This window comes from Pseudomonas sp. RIT-PI-q, from assembly GCF_001297125.1.
GTDB lineage: Bacteria > Pseudomonadota > Gammaproteobacteria > Pseudomonadales > Pseudomonadaceae > Aquipseudomonas.
On sequence record NZ_LHPC01000007.1, the window covers coordinates 189497 to 209277 of the forward strand.

At 60.9% G+C, this 19781-nt stretch carries 19 protein-coding genes; 6 read left to right on the forward strand and 13 right to left on the reverse strand.

Features of this window, described 5'->3' with window-relative positions; genetic code table 11:
- The first annotated feature begins 78 nt into the window (after nt 1–78).
- The 5 genes from leuS (at nt 79) to AEQ67_RS01115 (ending at nt 6205) form a co-directional block, all read left to right on the forward strand.
- Nucleotides 79–2685 (forward strand): leucine--tRNA ligase, encoded by a 2607-nt coding sequence (gene leuS / locus AEQ67_RS01095; protein WP_059402091.1) that lies wholly within the window; start codon nt 79–81, stop codon nt 2683–2685.
- A gap of 88 nt (nt 2686–2773) precedes the next feature.
- Entirely contained in the window at nt 2774–3379 is a 606-nt protein-coding gene (locus tag AEQ67_RS01100; protein ID WP_059402092.1) for an LPS-assembly lipoprotein LptE, read from the forward strand.
- Nucleotides 3380–3418: 39 nt separating this feature from the next.
- The gene (gene holA / locus AEQ67_RS01105) at nt 3419–4456 is read left to right on the forward strand and encodes a DNA polymerase III subunit delta (RefSeq protein ID WP_059402093.1); all 1038 of its coding nucleotides are present in this window, start codon (nt 3419–3421) and stop codon (nt 4454–4456) included.
- 199 nt (nt 4457–4655) lie between these two features.
- Nucleotides 4656–4820 carry an alternative ribosome rescue factor ArfA gene (gene arfA, locus AEQ67_RS01110; RefSeq protein WP_059402094.1) on the forward strand — a complete coding sequence of 55 codons (165 nt, stop codon included), beginning with the start codon at nt 4656–4658 and terminating at the stop codon, nt 4818–4820.
- 62 nt (nt 4821–4882) lie between these two features.
- Nucleotides 4883–6205, forward strand: coding sequence for a lytic murein transglycosylase (locus tag AEQ67_RS01115; protein WP_059402095.1), 1323 nt, complete (start codon nt 4883–4885; stop codon nt 6203–6205).
- A 117-nt stretch (nt 6206–6322) separates the two neighbouring features.
- On the opposite strand, the gene AEQ67_RS01120 is transcribed toward AEQ67_RS01115, so the two are convergent.
- The 13 genes from AEQ67_RS01120 to AEQ67_RS01180 form a co-directional block, all read right to left on the reverse strand.
- The gene (locus tag AEQ67_RS01120) at nt 6323–7273 is read right to left on the reverse strand and encodes a S66 peptidase family protein (RefSeq protein ID WP_059402096.1); all 951 of its coding nucleotides are present in this window, start codon (nt 7271–7273) and stop codon (nt 6323–6325) included.
- 175 nt (nt 7274–7448) lie between these two features.
- Complete coding sequence (gene lipA, locus AEQ67_RS01125) at nt 7449–8471, reverse strand: lipoyl synthase (protein ID WP_059402097.1); 1023 nt, start codon at nt 8469–8471, stop codon at nt 7449–7451.
- Between the two features lies 1 nt (nt 8472).
- Entirely contained in the window at nt 8473–9120 is a 648-nt protein-coding gene (gene lipB / locus AEQ67_RS01130) for a lipoyl(octanoyl) transferase LipB (protein ID WP_038361904.1), read from the reverse strand.
- On the reverse strand, nt 9120–9395 hold the full coding sequence (locus AEQ67_RS01135; protein ID WP_008152827.1) for a DUF493 domain-containing protein: 276 nt from the start codon (nt 9393–9395) through the stop codon (nt 9120–9122). Before AEQ67_RS01135 ends, lipB begins: the two co-directional genes overlap by 1 nt.
- Nucleotides 9396–9475: 80 nt before the next feature.
- Nucleotides 9476–10633 (reverse strand): D-alanyl-D-alanine carboxypeptidase family protein, encoded by a 1158-nt coding sequence (locus tag AEQ67_RS01140; RefSeq protein ID WP_059402098.1) that lies wholly within the window; start codon nt 10631–10633, stop codon nt 9476–9478.
- Nucleotides 10634–10814: 181 nt separating this feature from the next.
- Nucleotides 10815–11825, reverse strand: a complete 1011-nt coding sequence (locus AEQ67_RS01145) for a septal ring lytic transglycosylase RlpA family protein (protein WP_059402099.1) — start codon at nt 11823–11825, stop codon at nt 10815–10817.
- Entirely contained in the window at nt 11825–12835 is a 1011-nt protein-coding gene (gene mltB / locus AEQ67_RS01150; protein ID WP_059402100.1) for a lytic murein transglycosylase B, read from the reverse strand. The genes AEQ67_RS01145 and mltB overlap by 1 nt, the downstream gene beginning before the upstream one ends.
- 17 nt (nt 12836–12852) lie before the next feature.
- Nucleotides 12853–13956 carry a rod shape-determining protein RodA gene (rodA, locus tag AEQ67_RS01155; RefSeq protein ID WP_059402101.1) on the reverse strand — a complete coding sequence of 368 codons (1104 nt, stop codon included), beginning with the start codon at nt 13954–13956 and terminating at the stop codon, nt 12853–12855.
- 31 nt (nt 13957–13987) lie between these two features.
- Nucleotides 13988–15883, reverse strand: a complete 1896-nt coding sequence (mrdA, locus tag AEQ67_RS01160; protein WP_059402102.1) for a penicillin-binding protein 2 — start codon at nt 15881–15883, stop codon at nt 13988–13990.
- A 10-nt stretch (nt 15884–15893) separates the two neighbouring features.
- Entirely contained in the window at nt 15894–16361 is a 468-nt protein-coding gene (rlmH, locus tag AEQ67_RS01165; RefSeq protein ID WP_007937439.1) for a 23S rRNA (pseudouridine(1915)-N(3))-methyltransferase RlmH, read from the reverse strand.
- A gap of 9 nt (nt 16362–16370) precedes the next feature.
- Nucleotides 16371–16865 carry a ribosome silencing factor gene (gene rsfS / locus AEQ67_RS01170; protein ID WP_059402103.1) on the reverse strand — a complete coding sequence of 165 codons (495 nt, stop codon included), beginning with the start codon at nt 16863–16865 and terminating at the stop codon, nt 16371–16373.
- Between the two features lie 73 nt (nt 16866–16938).
- Nucleotides 16939–17661, reverse strand: coding sequence for a nicotinate-nucleotide adenylyltransferase (gene nadD, locus AEQ67_RS01175; RefSeq protein ID WP_059402104.1), 723 nt, complete (start codon nt 17659–17661; stop codon nt 16939–16941).
- The gene (locus tag AEQ67_RS01180; protein ID WP_059402105.1) at nt 17630–18901 is read right to left on the reverse strand and encodes a glutamate-5-semialdehyde dehydrogenase; all 1272 of its coding nucleotides are present in this window, start codon (nt 18899–18901) and stop codon (nt 17630–17632) included. Before AEQ67_RS01180 ends, nadD begins: the two co-directional genes overlap by 32 nt.
- A gap of 177 nt (nt 18902–19078) precedes the next feature.
- Here AEQ67_RS01180 and AEQ67_RS01185 point away from each other — a divergent pair, with 177 nt between their 5' ends.
- Nucleotides 19079–19777: a DNA-3-methyladenine glycosylase gene (locus tag AEQ67_RS01185; protein WP_059402179.1), complete on the forward strand. Its 699-nt coding sequence runs from the start codon at nt 19079–19081 to the stop codon at nt 19775–19777.
- Nucleotides 19778–19781: the final 4 nt, after the last annotated feature.

Sequence of the window (19781 nt, forward strand, 5' to 3'; positions counted from 1 at the left end):
AACGCCGAATTGGCGTGATCAATGTCCAACGTTGCATTGAAGAGGATTAGGCCACCCCTATTCAGTTCAAAAGTAGCCATGCACGAACAATATCAGCCCCGTGAAATCGAAGCCGCCGCCCAGTCGTTCTGGGACGAGCAAAAGTCCTTTGAAGTCAGTGAACAGCCAGGCAAGGAGACTTTCTACTGCCTGTCGATGTTCCCTTACCCCAGCGGCAAGCTACACATGGGGCACGTGCGCAATTACACCATCGGCGACGTGATCTCCCGCTACCAGCGCATGCTAGGCAAAAACGTCCTGCAACCCATGGGTTGGGACGCCTTCGGCATGCCGGCGGAAAACGCCGCGATGAAGAACAACGTAGCGCCCGCCAAGTGGACCTACGAAAACATCGCCTACATGAAAACCCAGCTGCGCAGCCTGGGCCTGGCGGTGGATTGGTCGCGCGAAGTGACCACCTGCAAGCCGGATTACTACCGCTGGGAACAATGGCTGTTCACTCGCCTGTTCGAAAAAGGCGTGATCTACAAAAAAAGCGGCACCGTGAACTGGGACCCGGTCGACCAGACCGTTCTGGCCAACGAACAGGTGATCGACGGTCGCGGCTGGCGTTCCGGCGCGCTGATCGAAAAGCGCGAAATCCCGATGTACTACTTCAAGATCACCGCTTACGCGGATGAGCTGCTGGAAAGCCTCGACGATCTGCCGGGCTGGCCTGAACAGGTCAAGACCATGCAGCGCAACTGGATCGGCAAGTCCCGTGGCATGGAAGTGCAGTTCCCGTACAACGTCGATTCCATCGGCGAAACCGGCGCGCTGAAAGTGTTCACCACCCGTCCGGACACCCTGATGGGCGCGACCTACGTTGCCGTCGCCGCCGAACACCACCTGGCTGCCCTGGCCGCACAGAACAACCCTGAGCTGCAAGCGTTCATCGCTGAATGCAAGGGCGGCAGCGTTGCCGAAGCCGACGTCGCCACTCAAGAGAAAAAAGGCCTGCCGACCTCGCTGTTCGTCGAGCACCCGCTGACCGGTGAGAAGCTCCCGGTGTGGGTCGCCAACTACGTGCTGATGCACTACGGCGACGGCGCGGTCATGGCTGTACCGGCGCACGACGAACGTGATTTCGAATTCGCCACCAAATACAACCTGCCAATCAAGTCCGTGGTGCGCACCAGTTCCGGTGACACCAACCCGGCTCCATGGCAGGACGCTTACGGCGAACACGGCACGCTGATCAATTCCGGCGAGTTCGACGGCCTCGACTTCGCAGGCGCGTTCGACGCCATTGAAGTCGCGCTGATCAAGAAAAACCTCGGCGCCTCGCGGACCCAGTTCCGCCTGCGCGACTGGGGCATCAGCCGCCAGCGCTACTGGGGCTGCCCGATCCCGATCATCCACTGCGACACTTGCGGTGATGTGCCGGTCCCGGAAGATCAACTGCCTGTCGTATTGCCGGAAGACGTCGTACCGGATGGCGCCGGCTCGCCACTGGCACGCATGCCCGAGTTCTACGAGTGCGCTTGCCCGAAATGCGGCCAGCCTGCCAAGCGTGAAACCGACACCATGGACACCTTCGTCGAGTCCTCGTGGTACTACGCTCGCTACGCCTCGCCGCACTATGAAGGTGGCCTGGTAGAAAAATCCGCGGCTGACCACTGGTTGCCGGTGGATCAGTACATCGGCGGCATCGAACACGCGATTCTTCACCTGCTGTACGCGCGCTTCTTCCACAAGCTGATGCGTGACGAAGGCCTGGTGAGCTCCAACGAGCCGTTCAAGAACCTGCTGACCCAGGGCATGGTGATCGCCGAGACTTACTACCGTCGCGAAGCCAACGGTGCCTACACCTGGTTCAACCCGGCGGACGTCGAACTCGAACGCGACAGCAAGGCCAAGGTTGTCAGCGCCAAGCTGATCGCAGACGGCCTGCCGGTCGAGATCGGCGGCACCGAAAAGATGGCCAAGTCGAAGAACAACGGCGTCGACCCACAGTCGATGATTGACCAGTTCGGCGCAGACACCTGCCGTCTGTTCATGATGTTCGCCTCGCCACCCGATATGAGCGCGGAATGGTCGGACTCCGGCGTAGAAGGTTCGCACCGCTTCCTCAAGCGCGTCTGGCGCCTGGCGCAAGCGCACGTGACTCAGGGCCTGCCGGGCACACTGGACGTCGCCAGCCTGAACGACGAGCAGAAAGCCATTCGCCGCTCGATCCACCAGGCCATCAAGCAGGCCAGCCACGACGTCGGTCAGAACCACAAATTCAACACCGCCATCGCCCAGGTGATGACACTGATGAACGTGCTGGAAAAAGCCCCGCAAGGCACGGCACAGGATCGCGCACTGATTCACGAAGGCCTGGAAACCGTGGTCCTGCTGTTGGCGCCGATCACTCCGCACATCAGCCACGAGCTGTGGCATCGACTGGGTCACGCTGATCCGGTGATCGATGCAGGCTGGCCGAAGCTGGACGAAAGCGCCCTGGTGCAGGACAGCCTGCAACTGGTGATTCAGGTCAACGGCAAGCTGCGCGGTCACATCGAAATGCCGGCCAGCGCCAGCCGCGAAGAAGTCGAAGCCGCTGCACGGGCCAACGAGAACGTGCTGCGCTTCGTCGACGGTCTGACTATTCGTAAAGTGATCGTAGTGCCCGGGAAACTGGTCAATATCGTCGCCAGCTAATTGGATCGGGCGCCAGGTCATGCCTGGCGCCGAGTAAAACCTTTCGGGCCGCCAGATCGGCCCACATGGTTTCAAGGGGAGCAACAAGATGATCAAACGCAATTTGCTGGTGATGGGCCTCGCCGTTCTGCTGAGCGCCTGCGGTTTCCAGCTGCGCGGCACCGGCACCACTGAACTGACGATCAAGGAACTCGACCTGAGCGCCCGCAATGCCTACGGTGAAACTGTCACCCAGCTGCGCCAGGTTCTGGATAGCAGTGGCGTCAAGGTCTACACCGGTGCACCGTACAAACTGATTCTGACCGACGAACAAGAAAGCCAGCGCATCCTCAGCTACGCAGGTGCCGGTCGTACGGGCGAGTATCAGATGACGACAGTGCTCAACTACGACATCCGTGGCCAGGGCAATCTGTCGCTGCTGAGTGACAAGCTCGAAGTGCAGAAAGTCTTTATCCACGACGGCAACAACCTGGTGGGCTCCGACCAGGAAGCTAACGATGCCCGCAAGGAAATGCGTCGCGAACTGGTTCAACGCATGATGCTGCGTCTGCAACAGCTCACGCCGACTCAGCTCGATCAACTGCAACAGACTGCCGAAGCCAGGGCCAAGGCTGAAGCCGCAGCGCTGGAAGCAGCGCAGAAGGCTGAAGCGAACACTCCGCGTCAGTCGCCAATCCAACTGCCGCAGCAGTAAGACTTACGGGGCGCCCAGGCGCCCCGTTTGACCTCTCTTATGAAACTCGCCCCCGCCCAACTCGCCAAACACCTGCAAGGCCCGCTTGCGCCGGTCTACATCATCAGTGGCGATGACCCACTGCTGTGTCAGGAGGCTGCCGACGCGATTCGCACCGCCGCCCGTCAACAGGGTTTCGACGAACGCCAGGTCTTCGCCGCCGACGCCAGTTTTGACTGGGGCACGCTGCTGCAAGCCGGCGCGAGCATGTCGTTGTTCGCCGAGAAACGCCTGCTGGAACTGCGTTTGCCATCTGGCAAGCCCGGTGACAAAGGCGCCGCCGCGTTCATCGAGTATTGCGCGCGGCCGGCCGAAGACACGCTGCTGCTGATCAGCCTGCCCAAGCTCGATGGCAGTGCGCAGAAGACCAAGTGGGGTAAAGCGCTGGTCGAAGGCCAGCAGACGCAGTTCGTGCAAATCTGGCCGGTGGATGCCAATCAGTTGCCAAGCTGGATCCGCCAACGGCTGTCCCAGGCCGGGCTTTCCGCCAGCCAGGACGCGGTCGAACTGATCGCCGCACGGGTCGAGGGCAACCTGTTGGCCGCCGCCCAGGAAATCGAAAAGCTCAAGTTGATGGCTGAAAGCGGTCAGATCACCGTTGAAACCGTGCAAGCGGCAGTGGCTGACAGTGCGCGCTTCGATGTCTTCGGGCTGACCGACGCGATTCTCAACGGTGAAGCCGCCCACGCCTTGCGCATGCTCGAAGGGCTGCGCGGTGAAGGCGTCGAACCACCGGTGATTCTCTGGGCCCTGGCCCGGGAACTGCGCCTGCTGGCCAACCTGTCGCTGCAATACAGTCAGGGCGTGCCGCTGGACAAAGCCTTCAGTTCGGCCCGACCGCCGGTCTGGGACAAACGCAAACCGCTGATGAGCAAAGCCCTGCAACGCTACTCGGCGCAACGCTGGGCGCAGTTGTTGCTGGAAGCACAGCGCATCGACGCCCAGATCAAAGGCCAGGCCGCGGGTTCGCCGTGGATGAGTTTGAGCCGGTTGTCGTTGTTGATGGCGGGCCAGCGTTTGAGTTTGCCTGCCGAGTAAGGTCAAAAGATCGCAGCCTCGTTTCACTCGACAGCTCCTACATTGGAATGCGCCCCCTGTAGGAGCTGTCGAGTGAAACGAGGCTGCGATCTTTTGATCTTGTTTCCTACAACAACCGCCTCCATTTCCCCTATAGACAGAACCCCAACATCAGCAGATTATTTCCCCCGCAAAACCCACTCACTTGCGAGCAATCATCATGAGCAAAAAGCCATCCAGGAATGGCCCCAACAAGGCCAAATCAATCATCGCCCAGCCCCTGTTCCGCAGCCGTCAGGAACCCGCCGGCAAGGGCAAAGGCAGCTACCGCCGCGAAGCCTTCCAGTCTAAAAGCTGGGAGGCTTCTTACTTTCTGGCAGCCTGAAAGGCAGGCGCTCGCTCAACATGTTAAGGTCTGCACCTGATTCGTATTCCCTGGACCCGTGCATGCCCCTTTGTCTTTCCCGTCGTTGGCACCTGCGCCAACTGATCGCTGCCTCCAGCCTCATTTTGCTAGTCGCCTGCGCGGAAAACCCGACCGCCGCCGCCGCCCACCCGCTTCAGCCCCTCCCCGTCGCGCCAGCCCCTGCGGTGATTCCGCCCGTGGTGCCGACCGGTGAAGACCTCGACATCCAGCCCACCCAGACCTTCGCCGAATGGCAGGCGGGTTTCCGCAAGGACGCTCTGGCCGCCGGCATCCGCGCCGACCTGTTCGACCGCGCCTTCGCCAATGTCAGCTTCGACGACAGCGTGATCCGCGCCGACCGTAGCCAACCGGAATTCTCTCGCCCGGTGTGGGAGTACCTCGACGGCGCCCTTTCGCCGCTGCGCGTGCGCAAAGGCCAGGCGCTGGTCAACCAATATGCCGACATTCTGCAAAGCATCGAACAGCGCTACGGCGTCGATCGCCAGGCGCTGGTCGCGGTGTGGGGCATGGAGAGTAACTTTGGGCAGTTCCAGGGCAGCAAGGCGGTGATCAACTCCCTGGCGACCCTGGCCTACGAAGGCCGGCGCCCTGGTTTCGCCCACGCGCAACTGATTGCCGCCCTGCAAATCCTGCAACAGGGTGCTATCGAACCTGAGAAAATGCTCGGTTCCTGGGCCGGCGCCATGGGCCAGACCCAGTTCATCCCGACCACTTACAACACCCACGCCGTGGACTTCGACGGTGACGGCCGCCGCGACATCTGGGGCAGTTCCGCCGATGCCCTGGCCTCGACCGCGCACTACCTGCAAAGCTCCGGTTGGCAGAAAGGCCAGCCGTGGGGCTTCGAAGTGCAATTGCCGGGCAGCTTCAACTACGTGTTGGCCGATGGCACGATTCGCAAGAGCGTCGCCGAATGGCAGCAACTGGGCGTGACACTGCCCAATGGCGCCCAGGTTCCAGCAGGCTCCGAGCATCTGTCAGCCGCCCTGCTGCTGCCAGCCGGTTATCGCGGCCCGGCGTTCCTGGTCCTCGACAACTTCCGCGCGATCCTCAAGTACAACAACTCGTCGTCCTATGCGCTGGCCGTGAGCCTGTTGTCGGAGCGCTTTAACGGCTCCGGTTTCATCAATGGCACCTGGCCGAAGGATGATCTGCCACTGAGCCGTAGCGAGCGGATCGAATTGCAAAGCTTGTTGAGTGCACAGAACTACGACGCGGGCACCGCCGACGGCATCATCGGCGCCAACACCCGCAAGGCAATCCGCAGCGCCCAGCAGTCGTTTGGCTGGCCGGCGGATGGTTATCCGACCCATAAGTTGCTGGAAGGCTTGCGTAGCCGCTAAAAGCATCGCGGGCAAGCCCGCTCCCACAGGATCCAGGGCGTACGCAACATTCGCATTCAACCTGGAACTTGTGGGAGCGGGCTTGCCCGCGATGACTGACTATCAGTCCGTGATGATCTAAGACTTGATCACCACATCCTGCTCCAACACCAACGCCTTGTTCCCCGCATCCAGCCTCACCAGCGCCCCCATCGGCAACGTCAGGTTCGGGTCGCAATGCCCGCTGCGCCAGCCCGCCAGCACCGGAATGCGCAATGGCTCGAAAGTCTGCTTGAGCAAGCGCGCCAGCGCATCGCAGTCCACCCCTGCCACATCCCCCACCAGAACCCCTCGCAGCTTGCGCAACGTACCCGCCAGGCGCAAATGGGTCAGCAGCCGGTCGATCCGATACAGCGGCTCGTTGATGTCTTCGATGAACAGGATGACGCCCTCGGCATCGATTTCGTAGGGCGTGCCCATGGTCGCGGCGATCATTGACAGATTGCCGCCCAATAAACGCCCGTGAGCGATGCCAGGCTCGATGGTGGTCAACGGGTAGGCCACCGGGTGCGCTAACACGCTGCCCGCCTTCACCTGCCCTCTGAGCAGGTTGAAAAACGAGGCCTCGGTGGGTTTTTGCTTGTCACCCAGCACATCGGCGTTGAGCATCGGACCATGAAAGGTCACGAACCCCGCGTAACGGCTGATGGCCAGGTGCAGCGCGGTGATATCGCTGTAGCCGATGAATGGCTTGGCGTTGTTGCGCAGCAACTCGAAATCAATGCGGTCGAGCAAACGCGGTGTGCCGTAGCCACCGCGCAGGCAGATGATGGCGTCGACCTCACTGTCAGCGAATGCTGCATGCAGATCATTGAGCCGCACGTCGTCGCTGCCGGCCAGGTAGCCGTCCTTCTCGTACACCCCCGGAAACACCCGCAGTGAATACCCGCGAGCGCGCATCCAGGAGATGGCTTTATCGGTGTCCAGCGCTGCCGGACCGGCAGGCGCGATGACGCCGATCAGCCCCTCCGACGGCAAGGCCGGGACGGGGGCATGCGGGTAAAGAGTGTGGGTCGGTCGAACGGTCATCCATGAATCTCCCTGCGTGAAAGCGTCAAGCACACAGTAGTCAGGAACGGAGACAAACAGAAGAGGCTTCGTTGCTCCGCAGGTAGCAGGAAAAGGCGGTAGTGGCCGTGGGCAAGGCAAAAAAACACCCGCGAGGCTGTATGCCTGGCGGGCGTTTTTTATGTCTGGCCGTGGATCAGGACGACATCAGCTCGGCCTTGACCAGCTTCGCCTGCTCGTCGGCGTGGTACGAGGAACGTACCAACGGGCCGGAAGCGACGTTCTTGAAGCCCATCTTGTAACCTTCCTCGGCGAACCAGGCGAACACGTCCGGGTGCACGAAACGCTGGACCGGCAAGTGGCTGCGCGACGGTTGCAGGTACTGGCCGAGGGTCAGCATGTCGATGTCGTGTTCGCGCATGCGCTTCATGACTTCGATGACTTCTTCGTCGGTCTCGCCCAGGCCAAGCATCAGGCCCGATTTGGTTGGAATGTGCGGCATCATCTGTTTGAAGCGTTGCAGCAGGGTCAGCGACCACTGGTAGTCCGAACCCGGACGCGCAGCCTTGTACAGGCGCGGCACGGTTTCCAGGTTGTGGTTGAACACATCCGGCGGCTCGGCGGCGGTGATTTCCAGCGCGACGTCCATGCGGCCACGGTAGTCCGGAACCAGGGTTTCCAGTTGCACGTTCGGCGACAGCTTGCGGATCTCGCGGATGCAGTCGGCAAAGTGCTGGGCACCGCCGTCGCGCAGGTCGTCGCGGTCTACCGAGGTGATCACCACGTACTTGAGTTTCAGGTCGGCGATGGCAATGGCCAGGCTTTCCGGCTCGTTGACGTCCAATGGCTTCGGACGACCGTGGCCAACGTCGCAGAACGGGCAACGACGGGTGCAGATGTCGCCCATGATCATGAAGGTCGCGGTGCCGCCGGAGAAGCACTCGCCCAGGTTCGGGCAGGACGCTTCTTCGCAGACGCTGTGCAGCTTGTGTTTGCGCAACAGCGCCTTGATGCGGTCGACTTCCGGGGAAACCGGGATGCGCACGCGGATCCAGTCAGGTTTCTTCGGCAGTTCGGTGGTCGGAATGATCTTCACCGGGATACGTGCAACCTTCTCGGCGCCGCGCAGCTTGACGCCGGCTTCAACCTTGGCACGCGGGGCCGGACGCTCGGTGACATCGAGCGTCGGGATCATGGTTTGCACTGCATCAGTAGTCATATCAGTCGATTCCGCCCGTTAGGGTCGTCTGCTCAGCATAGTCGAGGTGTTTGACGAGCTGCGCGCGCAGCCGGGCACTTACCTCGGCAAATTCAATCGATCCTGCGTGATCGCTCAGCTGGGTCATTGCCAGCCCGGCGTAGCCGCAGGGATTAATCCGTCGAAACGGTTCCAGGTTCATGTCCACGTTCAGGGCCAGGCCATGAAAGGAACAACCGTGGCGGATCCGCAGACCCAGCGAAGCAATTTTCGCCCCGTCGACGTAAACGCCCGGCGCGTCCGGCTTGGCCGCGGCGGTGACGCCGTAGCTGGCCAGCAACTCGATCAGGCAGAGTTCCATGCGGCTGACCAGGTCACGCACGCCGAAACCCAGCTTGCGCACGTCGAGCAACAGGTACGCGACCAATTGGCCCGGCCCGTGATAAGTCACCTGACCACCCCGATCGACCTGCACCACCGGAATATCTCCCGGCAGCAACAAATGCTCGGCCTTGCCAGCCTGGCCCTGGGTAAACACCGGTGGGTGCTCGACCAGCCAGATCTCGTCGGCGGCATCGCTGCCGCGTTCGTTAGTGAAGCGCTGCATGGCATGCCAGACAGGCTCGTAGGCCATCTGGCCGAGCTCGCGAAAGCCCAGCGTGCCAGACATCACAGCACCATGTGCACGAAACCGGTCGCCCGCAACTCGCTGTTGATGTCGTACAGCTGTTCTTGACCGGTGGCGATGATGTGCAACTGGATGGTGGTGTACTTGCCGTTGGTACTCTGGCGTTCGGCCAGGGTCTTGTGGTCAACGGTGGCGTGTTTCTCAAGGATCGCAATGATCTTGTCCTTGAAACCCACGCCGGTGTCGCCGATTACCTTAATCGGGTAATCCGCGCAGGGGAATTCGATTTTTGGCGCCTTTACTTCGGTGTCTGTCATGGCGTAACGGCCTCGTAAGCCGTGGCAACGGACATGGCCCCGCTCCGGATTGGAGCGCAGCCATGCAAGTCCACACTAATTCAGTTGAACAAGCCGTAGAAGAATAGACGGATGCTATCCCACATGCGACGGAAGATACCACCCTCCTCGACCGCGTCCAGAGCGATCAGGTCAGCGCTGTGCACCACCTTGTCGTCCAGTTTCACTTCGACTTTACCGATCACGTCGCCCTTGGCGATTGGCGCAACCAGTTGCGGGTTCATGGTCATGCTGGCGGCGAGCTTTTTCAGCTGGCCTTTTGGCAAGGTCATGGTCAGGTCTTCAGCCAGGCCGGCCTTGACTTGATTGGTGGTGCCTTTCCAGACAGGAGCCTGAGCCAGCTCGGCGCCTTTCTGATAGAAGGTCTGGGTTTCGAAGAAGCGGAAACCGTAGGTCAGCAGCTTCTGGGTTTCAGACGCACGTGCCACTTCGCTGTTGGTGCCGAACACCACGGCGATCAGGCGCATGCCGTCACGTACAGCCGAAGACACCATGCAGTAGCCGGCTTCGTCGGTGTGACCGGTTTTCAGACCGTCGACCGTCTTGTCGCGCCACAGCAGCAGGTTACGGTTAGGTTGCTTGATGCCGTTCCAGAAGAACTCTTTCTGCGAGTAGATCGCATAGTGAGCCGGGTCTTCGTGGATGATCGCGCGAGCCAGCACGGCCATGTCATGAGCCGACGAGTAGTGCTCTGGGTTCGGCAGGCCGGTCGGGTTCATGAAGTGGCTGTTGGTCATGCCCAGGTCGGCCACGGTTTTGTTCATCATGTCGGCGAACGCGTCTTCGCTGCCGGCGATGTGCTCGGACAGCGCAACGCTGGCGTCGTTACCCGACTGAATGATGATGCCGTGCAGCAAATCGCTGACAGTCACCTGCGAGCCGACTTTGATGAACATCCGCGAACCGCCGGTACGCCAGGCGTTTTCGCTGACGGTCACAGGATCGTTTTCACCGATCTGGCCACGACGGATTTCCAGGGTCGCGATGTACGCGGTCATCAGCTTGGTCAGGCTGGCCGGCGGCAGACGCTGGTCACCATTGTTCTCGACCAGCACGTTGCCGCTGCTGGCGTCCATGAGCACATAGGATTTAGCGGCCAGTTGTGGTGGCGACGGCATCATCTCGACCGCGAAAGCGGCAGGCGAGAGGAGCAGCGGTACTAGCAGGCACAGTCGTTTGGCAAAGGTGGTGATGTTCATCCGTCTCTCGAAATCGCTAATGGAAACTGCCCAAAGGCAAAACTAATCAGATGACCTTCTAACGGGCCATCGCGTGTTCAGTTGTTCACTCGGAACCCTTGCCGGGCTTTTGTTCTTTAACGAGCCAACAACCAGGTTCACCCCCCAAACCGCAAGTGAACCCTCAATCAAGTACTACGTATTACTCGGCGGTGACCAGGCTCGGCGAACCGAGATTGGCCATTCGCACACTGTTCTGCACTTGCTGGATTTCACCCTGCGAGCCGATCGGCCCCAGGCGTACCCGATGCAGCGTCTGTTGATTGCGTACGATCGAGCTGATGAACACCGGAGCGCTCACCATCCCGCTCAGCTTCGATCTCAGGAGTTCTGCAGCGTCCGGGTTGGCGAACGCGCCCACCTGCAGATACTGGCCAGAGGCTGGTACAGAAGCGTTTTTTTTTGCATCGATCTGCACGGGCACCACGGCCGCTGCGTGTTGCTGCGGCGGTGGTGTCCATTGTTCGACGGTGCCGGCCGACGCCGTAATCACCGGGGCGTTATTCTGCGCGATTTGCGGCTCGTTGAGCATCAATGGCGCCGGACGGCCTTTGGCGGCCCACCATTGCTGCGGGTCGATACCTTCGACCTTGACCCGCGCCGTGCCGGTTTCGGCATAACCGAGCTTCTTGGCGGCGGCGTAGGACAAGTCGATGATCCGGTCCGAGTAGAACGGCCCACGGTCGTTGACTCGCAGGATCACGCTCTTGTTGTTGTCCAGGTTGGTCACCCGGACATAACTCGGCAGCGGCAACGTCTTGTGCGCAGCGCTCATGCCATAGAGGTCATAGACTTCGCCGTTGGCGGTGTTCTGACCATGAAACTTGGTGCCGTACCAGGACGCCGTGCCCGAGGCTACGTAGGTCTTGGATTCCTGCAGAGGGAAATACGTCTTGCCCAGCACGGTGTACGGGTTGGCCTTATAAGGACCGGAGTGCAGGGTCGGCGTGGCATCCGGGATGCGCGACACATCGACGTCCCACCAAGGCGCGCCATCTTTGTGCGCACGGTTGATGTCCAGCCCCGGCGCAGAGCGCACGGCCGTGGAGGATTTCTGAGTCGGCGCGCGGCTGGTCGAGCAACTGGCGACCAGCACTGCCAACACGGCAAATGCCATCAGCTTCAGGGGTTTATTCATAGGCAATGCCCGCATTACTTGACGCCCCGTGCTTGAACCAGCTGTTCAGACAGTTGATGTACGGCCATGGCGTACATCACGCTGCGGTTATAACGCGTGATCGCGTAAAAATTCGTCAGGCCCATCCAGTATTCGGGGCCATTGTCACCTTCCAGGCGGAATGCCGTGACGGACATATCATCGCGCAGCGCATCATGACTTGACCACCCTAGAGCCCGCAACTCCCCGACGGTTTTAGTCGGTTCGATGCCGGTGGTCAAACCCGCGTCCACTTGCTCGCCACGCACATCGGCGCGACTGACCACCGGTTCGCCCGCGACCCAGCCATGACGCTTGAAGTAGCTGGCGACACTGCCAATGGCATCGTCCGGATTGGTCCAGATATTGATGTGGCCGTCGCCGTCGAAATCCACCGCATAGGCGCGAAAACTGCTCGGCATGAACTGCGGCAGGCCCATGGCGCCGGCGTATGAACCCTTGAGGGTCAACGGATCGACCTGCTCTTCCCGGGCCAGCAGCAGGAATTCACGCAATTCCTTGCGGAAGAATTCGGCACGGGGAGGATAGTCGAAACCCAGGGTCGACAAGGCGTCGATTACCCGGTAATTGCCGGTATTGCGACCGAAAAAGGTCTCAACGCCGATGATCGAAACAATAACCTGCGCCGGCACACCGTATTCCTGCTCGGCACGGGCCAGGACCGCCTCATGCTGACGCCAGAAATCCACACCACGGGCGATGCGCGCGTCGGTGATGAACATCGGGCGATATTCGTTCCACTGTTTGACCCGCTCGGCAGGTTTCGAGATCGCGTCCAGAATCGCCTGCTTGCGCTCGGCTTCGCGGAACACGCCCATCAGCTGTTCACCGGCAAAACCGTAGTCGCGGGTCATTTCACCGACGAATTCGGCCACCTGGGGTGAGCCTTCGTAATCGCCGGCCAACGCGTCCTGCGCTGTGCCAAGGATGCTTACCAGGCCGACCCATGGCGCATTTCGAGTCGCCCAGCCACGCATTACTTGCATTGAAATCTTCACCTTATTCAAACCTGTGCGATCCACTTACGATGGGTATGGATCGACATCAAAACCCCAAACGCTGACAGTAGCGTCACCAGCGAAGTTCCTCCGTAGCTAATGAACGGCAAAGGCACCCCCACGACCGGCAACAGGCCACTGACCATACCGATGTTGACGAAAACGTAAACAAAAAACGTCATGGTCAGGCTGCCCGCGAGCAATTTGCCGAACAATGTCTGGGCCTGGGCGGTAATCACCAGCCCGCGACCGATCAACAGCAAGTAAATCAGCAACAGTGCGCAGATGCCCACCAGGCCGAACTCTTCGCCCATGACCGCAATAATGAAGTCGGTATGGCTTTCCGGCAGGAAGTCCAGGTGCGACTGGGTGCCCAGCAACCAGCCCTTGCCGAACACGCCGCCGGAACCGATGGCGGCTTTCGACTGGATGATGTTCCAGCCGGTGCCCAGCGGATCACTCTCCGGATCGAGGAACGTCAGGATTCGCTGCTTCTGGTAGTCGTGCATGATGAAGAACCACATCGCCACGGCCACCGGCACGGCGGCGGCGATCACGCTGATGATCCAGCGCCAGCGCAGGCCGCCCATGAACAATACGAACGCGCCACCGGCAAGGATCAGCAACGAGGTGCCGAGGTCCGGCTGACGCACGATCAGGATGAAGGGCAAACCGATCAGAAACAGGCTGACACCCACATGCTTGAGCTGTGGCGGCAAGGTGCGCTTGGACAAATACCAGGCGATGGTCGCCGGCATCAGGATCTTCATGAATTCCGAAGGCTGGAAGCGAATTACCCCGGGAATGTTGATCCAGCGCGTGGCGCCCATGGCGTTATGGCCCATGACGTCCACCACCACCAGCAACAGCACACCCAGCACGTACCCGACCGGCACCCAGCGCGCCATGAAGCGCGGCTCGAATTGGGCGATGACCACCATCGACACCAGGCCGATGCCGAACGACGTAGCTTGCTTGGCCAGCAGGTCCCAGCTCTTGCCGCTCGCCGAATACAGCACGAACAGGCTGCCGGCGGCGAGGGTCAGCAACAGGATCAGCAACGGGCCGTCGATGTGCATGCGTTGCAACAGCGTCGCACGGCGACGCATCACATCCTCACTGGAGAGGATGCGATCGAAATTACTCTTCACGGGCCGTAGCCTCCGCACTGATAGGGCTGGCGTATTCGGCTTTCAGTCGGCCGTCCTGGTCCAGAAGCCAGGCGTCCATGACTTGACGCACCACTGGCGCGGCGACGCCGGAACCGGACTCACCGTTCTCGACCATCACCGATACCACGATTTGCGGGTTGTCGGCCGGCGCGAAACCGACGAACAAAGCGTGGTCGCGGTGACGTTCCTGAACCTTGGAGCGGTCGTACTTCTCACCCTGCTTGATCGCGACCACCTGGGCCGTACCACTCTTGCCGGCAATCCGGTATTGCGCACCGATCGCCGCTTTGCGCGCAGTACCACGGGCACCGTGCATGACCTGTTGCATGCCGTGGTTGACCTTGTTCCAGTCCGACGGGTCGCGCAGGATGATGTCCGGCATCGGATTGTCATCCTTGGGCTTCTCGCCTTCGACGGTCCGGGCCAGGTGCGGACGGTTCCACACACCTTTGTTGGCCACCAGCGCCGTGGCCTGGGCCAACTGCAACGGGGTCGACTGCATGTAGCCCTGGCCGATCCCCAGAATCAGCGTCTCGCCCGGGAACCAGGCCTGACGACGGGTTGCACGCTTCCACTCACGGGACGGCATCAGCCCCGGCGACTCTTCGAACATGTCCAGCGAGACCTTCTGGCCAATGCCGAATTTGCCCAGGTAGGTCGACAACCGATCGATCCCCAGCTTGTGGGCCAGGTCATAGAAGTAGGTGTCGTTGGAGCGCATGATCGCCGTATCCAGATCCACGTAGCCGTCGCCGGTGCGGTTCCAGTTACGGTACTTGTGATCGTAATTGGGCAGCATGTAGTAGCCGGGGTCGAAGACCCGGGTCGATGCGGTAACCACGCCTGAATCCAGGCCGGCAATCGCCACCGCAGGCTTGATGGTCGAGCCCGGCGGGTAGAGACCACGCAGGACGCGGTTGAACAGTGGCCGGTCGATGGAATCGCGCAGCTCGGAATAGGCCTTGAAGCTGATGCCGGTAACGAACAGGTTCGGATCGAAACTCGGCTGACTGACCATCGCCAGCACTTCGCCGGTTTTCGGGTCCAGCGCCACCACCGCACCTCGGCGACCACCCAGTGCGATCTCGGCCGCTTCTTGCAGCTTGATGTCCAGGCTCAGGACGATGTCCTTGCCGGAAATAGGTTCGGTACGCTTGAGCACCCGCAGTACGCGGCCCCGAGCATTGGTCTCGACTTCTTCGTAACCGACCTGACCGTGCAATTCCGGCTCGTAGAAGCGCTCGATGCCGGTTTTGCCAATTTGATGGGTGCCGCTGTAACTCACCGGGTCGAGCGACTTCAGCTCTTTCTCGTTGATCCGCCCCATGTAACCCACCGAGTGCGCGAAGTGCGCACCCTGCGGATAGTGACGAACCAGCTGCGCGACCACTTCCACCCCAGGCAGGCGGAACTGGTTCACCGCGACACGGGCGATCTGCTCTTCGGTCAGCTCGAACAGGATCGGCACCGGCTCGAACGGCCGACGCCCCTGGCGCATGCGTTTCTCGAAGATCACCCGATCTTCCGGCGTCAGCTCCAGCACTTCGACGATCACGTCGAGCACTTGCTGCCAGTCGCCGGAGCGCTCGCGGGTCATGCTCAGGCTGAAGCTCGGCCGGTTATCCGCCACCACCACGCCATTGCGGTCGAAGATCAGCCCGCGCGTAGGCGGAATCGGCTGGACGTGAACGCGGTTGTTTTCCGACAGGGTCGAGTGGTACTCGTACTGAATCACCTGGAGGAAATACAACCGCGCGATCAGCACGCAGATCAGCGTCACCACCGCAATTGCCCCGAACACGACGCGGCCACGCACCAGACGGGCGTCTTTTTCGTGGTCCTTGATGCGGATCGGCTGGGACATGAGGGCAGAACTACTTGTGGTAAGGGTGGCCGGACAGCACTGTCCAGGCACGATACAGCTGTTCGCCGATGAGGATTCGCACCAACGGGTGCGGCAACGTCAACGGCGAGAGCGACCAGCGCTGGTCGGCCCGGGCACAGACTTCCGGCGCCAGCCCTTCGGGGCCGCCGACCATGAAATTCACCGTGCGCGAGTCCAGCCGCCAGCGATCGAGTTCGACCGCCAGTTGCTCGGTGCTCCAGGGCTTGCCGTGGACTTCGAGGGTGACAACGCGCTCGTTCGGCCCGACCTTGGCCAGCATGGCTTCGCCTTCCTGACGGATAAAGCGCGCCACGTCGGCGTTCTTGCCACGGGTGTTGAGCGGTATTTCCACCAGTTCCAGCGCCAGCTCGGACGGAAGACGCTTGGCATATTCATGCCAGCCTTCTTCCACCCACTTGGGCATGCGTGAACCGACGGCGATCAGTCGCAGTCGCACAGCGGTCCCTTATTGCTGGTCTTTGTTGAGCTTGACGAAGTGCTCATGGGTGTTTTCCGGGCTGTGGTGAGCCGCGTTCAGAGCACGGCTCTGTTCAGCGCCTTGCCACAGACGTTCCAGGTCATAGAACTGACGAGCGCTGGCAGTCATCATGTGCACGATGACGTCATCCATATCCAGCAGAACCCAGTCGCTGTCGCCCTTGCCTTCTTCACCCAGCGGCTTGACGCCCTGAGCCTTGACGGCCTCGCGGACCTTATCCAGCATCGCGCCGATCTGGCGGTTGGAAGTACCGGTGGCGATGATCATGAAGTCAGTGATGCTCTGCTTTTCACGAACATCGATCACCAGAACGTCCTGGGCCTTGACGTCTTCCAGGGCTGCAACGGCAACCTTGACCAGCTCTTCGCCACGCAGTTCAGGACCGGTTTGAGCTTCTACTGGCAGCGGGGCGCTCTTGAATGTGCCTTTGCGCTTTACTTTGGTTTGGTCTTTGTCAGTCATATAAAACTCGTTTTGCTCGTATGTTCGGGCGCTTCAATACACGTCATCACGTGCCTGGAAGCGTGCCCTCTTTTCAGTTCGACGCACGGTAGAGACCGTGCGCATCGATGTAGGCCAGGACCGCGTCGGGCACCAGGAAACGTACCGACTTACCGCTGGCCAGCAGTTGACGGATCTGGGTGGCGGATACCGCGAGCGGTGTCTGCCAGACGAATGCAATCTGTCCGCTCGGCCCTTTGAGGGCCAGCGGGTCGCTCACCGAGCGCGCTGCCAGCAGGTTGCGCAAGGCATCCGGCGGTTCGCTGTCGGCATCCGGGCGTTGCAGCACCAGGATGTGGCAATGCTGGAGCAACTCTTCCCAGCGGTGCCAAGTGGGCAGGCCGCAAAATGCGTCCCAGCCCAAAAGTAGAAAAACCTGGGTCTCGGCGGCCAGTTCGGCGCGCATCAACTCCAGGGTGTCGATAGTGTAGGACGGTTTATCCCGCTGCAATTCGCGAGCATCCACCACCAGCGGCGCCACACCGTCCACCGCGCACTTGACCATCGCCAGCCGGTCTTTCGCCGACACCTGCGGCGTACCGCGATGCGGTGGCCTGGCGCTGGGCGTCAGGCGCAACTCATCGAGCGCCAGCGATTCGGCGACTTCCAGCGCACCGCGCAAATGGCCGATGTGCACCGGGTCGAAGGTTCCGCCCAGCATGCCAATGCGTCGAGGCGCTGGCTCGCTGGCGGATTCCCGGGCTAACTGATCGAGGTCGCCCAAGTCAGACCGACGCCTGGCCGCGCAACTGGCCATCGCCGACCACGATGTACTTCTCGCAGGTCAGACCTTCGAGGCCCACCGGGCCGCGGGCGTGCAGCTTATCAGTAGAAATGCCAATCTCGGCACCCAATCCGTATTCAAAACCATCGGCGAAGCACGTCGGGGTGTTGATCATCACCGACGACGAATCGACTTCAGCCACAAAACGCCGGGTATCTGCGATGTTTTCGCTGACAATCGAATCGGTGTGATGTGAGCCGTGGGTGTTGATGTGCTCGATGGCGTGGTCCAGCCCGTCGACCACCCGGATCGACAGAATCGGCGCCAGGTACTCGGTGTTCCAGCCTTCTTCGGGGGCCGCACCCGCCTCGATGATCGCCCGGGTACGCTCGCAACCGCGCAGCTCGACGCCTTTTTCGCGGAACTGGGCGGCCATGGCCGGCAAGAAATCTTTAGCAACGGTTTGATCGACCAGCAGCGTTTCCATCGCACCGCAGATGCCATAACGGTAAGTCTTGGCGTTGAACGCGATGCGCTGGGCTTTCGGCAGGTCGGCGTGGGCACTGACGTACACATGGCAGATGCCGTCCAGGTGCTTGATGACCGGTACGCGGGCATCGCGGCTGACCCGTTCGATCAGGCCACGGCCACCACGGGGCACGATGACGTCGACGTACTCAGGCATGGTAATCAGTGCGCCAACGGCGGCACGGTCAGTGGTCTCGACCACTTGCACCACGGCGGCAGGCAACTCGGCCTCGGCCAGACCGCGCTGGATGCAGGCAGCGATGGCACGGTTGGAATGAATCGCCTCGGAACCGCCACGCAGGATGGTTGCGTTGCCGGACTTCAGGCACAGGCTGGCGGCATCAATGGTGACGTTTGGCCGGGACTCATAGATGATCCCGATCACGCCCAGCGGCACACGCATCTTGCCGACCTGGATGCCCGACGGGCGGTAGCTCATGTCGCGGATTGCGCCGACCGGGTCCGGCAGTGCTGCCACTTGGCGCAGACCGACGATCATCCCGTCGATACGCGCAGGCGTCAGCGCCAGGCGCTCCAGCAAAGCAGGCTCAAGACCATTGGCGCGGCCAGCCGCCAGATCCAGCTCATTGGCAGCGGTCAACTCGGCGCGTGCAGCGTCCAACGCATTGGCAGCAGCCTGCAAGGCGCGGTTTTTCTGCGCGGTGCTGGCACGGCCGATGACGCGAGAAGCCTCGCGGGCAGCGCGACCCAAGCGGGTCATGTAGTCAAGAACGGACTCAGTCATTGTGTGCTGGGGTCTTGGCAAAGAGGAAAGCGGCAGATTATAGCTGTCGCGTCTCTGGACTAACAGCGGTGACGGGCGGATGGTCAAAATGGAGGGCAATTTGCCGACGTTCAGCCGGGATTAAGCTGCAAATTGTTATCATCACGACTCAATCAGCCCTGATTAATGCCGTTCATCATGTCCAATCTGACTGTTCGTGCGTCTGCTTCAAGCCTGCCCGCCGGGCTGCCGGACGCATTTTTCGACCGCGATGCCCAGACGCTGGCCCGGGATTTACTTGGCAAAGTCATCCGTCATCGGGTCGGCGAGTTGTGGCTCAGCGCCCGGATCATCGAAACCGAAGCCTATTACTGCGAAGAAAAAGGCAGCCATGCCTCCCTCGGCTACACAGAAAAACGTAAGGCTTTGTTTCTGGATGGCGGTCATATCTATATGTATTACGCCCGAGGTGGCGATTCCCTGAACTTCAGTGCACAGGGGCCGGGCAACGCCGTGCTGATCAAATCCGCCTATCCGTGGGTCGATGAGCTGAGCGGGCCGGCGAGCCTGGCGCAGATGCTCTTGAACAACCCGGATGCCCAAGGCCGCCCTCGCCCATCGCAAAAGCTTTGTGCCGGGCAAACGCTACTGTGTAAGGCCATGGGTTTGAAAGTGCCGGTCTGGGATGCCAAGCGCTTCGATCATGAAGTGCTGCTGGTGGAAGATGTCGGCCCGGCACCGATCCATATCATCCAGACCACGCGACTGGGCATTCCCCATGGACGTGACGAACACCTGATGTACCGCTTCGTCGACGCGGCCTACGCCCCGTATTGCACGCGGAACCCACTGCGACGGGGGCAGGTCGAAGGTCGCGATTATTTTTTACTGCCCTGAACAA

Bases quoted from the DNA above. Each gene is read 5' to 3' on its own strand.
- leuS (WP_059402091.1), top strand. From the start codon at position 79: ATGCACGAACAATATCAGCCCCGTGAAATCGAAGCCGCCGCCCAGTCG.
- AEQ67_RS01100 (WP_059402092.1), top strand. From the start codon at position 2,774: ATGATCAAACGCAATTTGCTGGTGATGGGCCTCGCCGTTCTGCTGAGC.
- holA (WP_059402093.1), top strand. From the start codon at position 3,419: ATGAAACTCGCCCCCGCCCAACTCGCCAAACACCTGCAAGGCCCGCTT.
- arfA (WP_059402094.1), top strand. From the start codon at position 4,656: ATGAGCAAAAAGCCATCCAGGAATGGCCCCAACAAGGCCAAATCAATC.
- AEQ67_RS01115 (WP_059402095.1), top strand. From the start codon at position 4,883: ATGCCCCTTTGTCTTTCCCGTCGTTGGCACCTGCGCCAACTGATCGCT.
- AEQ67_RS01120 (WP_059402096.1), bottom strand. From the start codon at position 7,273: ATGACCGTTCGACCGACCCACACTCTTTACCCGCATGCCCCCGTCCCG.
- lipA (WP_059402097.1), bottom strand. From the start codon at position 8,471: ATGACTACTGATGCAGTGCAAACCATGATCCCGACGCTCGATGTCACC.
- lipB (WP_038361904.1), bottom strand. From the start codon at position 9,120: ATGTCTGGCACGCTGGGCTTTCGCGAGCTCGGCCAGATGGCCTACGAG.
- AEQ67_RS01135 (WP_008152827.1), bottom strand. From the start codon at position 9,395: ATGACAGACACCGAAGTAAAGGCGCCAAAAATCGAATTCCCCTGCGCG.
- AEQ67_RS01140 (WP_059402098.1), bottom strand. From the start codon at position 10,633: ATGAACATCACCACCTTTGCCAAACGACTGTGCCTGCTAGTACCGCTG.
- AEQ67_RS01145 (WP_059402099.1), bottom strand. From the start codon at position 11,825: ATGCGGGCATTGCCTATGAATAAACCCCTGAAGCTGATGGCATTTGCC.
- mltB (WP_059402100.1), bottom strand. From the start codon at position 12,835: ATGCAAGTAATGCGTGGCTGGGCGACTCGAAATGCGCCATGGGTCGGC.
- rodA (WP_059402101.1), bottom strand. From the start codon at position 13,956: ATGCGTCGCCGTGCGACGCTGTTGCAACGCATGCACATCGACGGCCCG.
- mrdA (WP_059402102.1), bottom strand. From the start codon at position 15,883: ATGTCCCAGCCGATCCGCATCAAGGACCACGAAAAAGACGCCCGTCTG.
- rsfS (WP_059402103.1), bottom strand. From the start codon at position 16,865: ATGACTGACAAAGACCAAACCAAAGTAAAGCGCAAAGGCACATTCAAG.
- nadD (WP_059402104.1), bottom strand. From the start codon at position 17,661: ATGGCCAGTTGCGCGGCCAGGCGTCGGTCTGACTTGGGCGACCTCGAT.
- AEQ67_RS01180 (WP_059402105.1), bottom strand. From the start codon at position 18,901: ATGACTGAGTCCGTTCTTGACTACATGACCCGCTTGGGTCGCGCTGCC.
- AEQ67_RS01185 (WP_059402179.1), top strand. From the start codon at position 19,079: ATGTCCAATCTGACTGTTCGTGCGTCTGCTTCAAGCCTGCCCGCCGGG.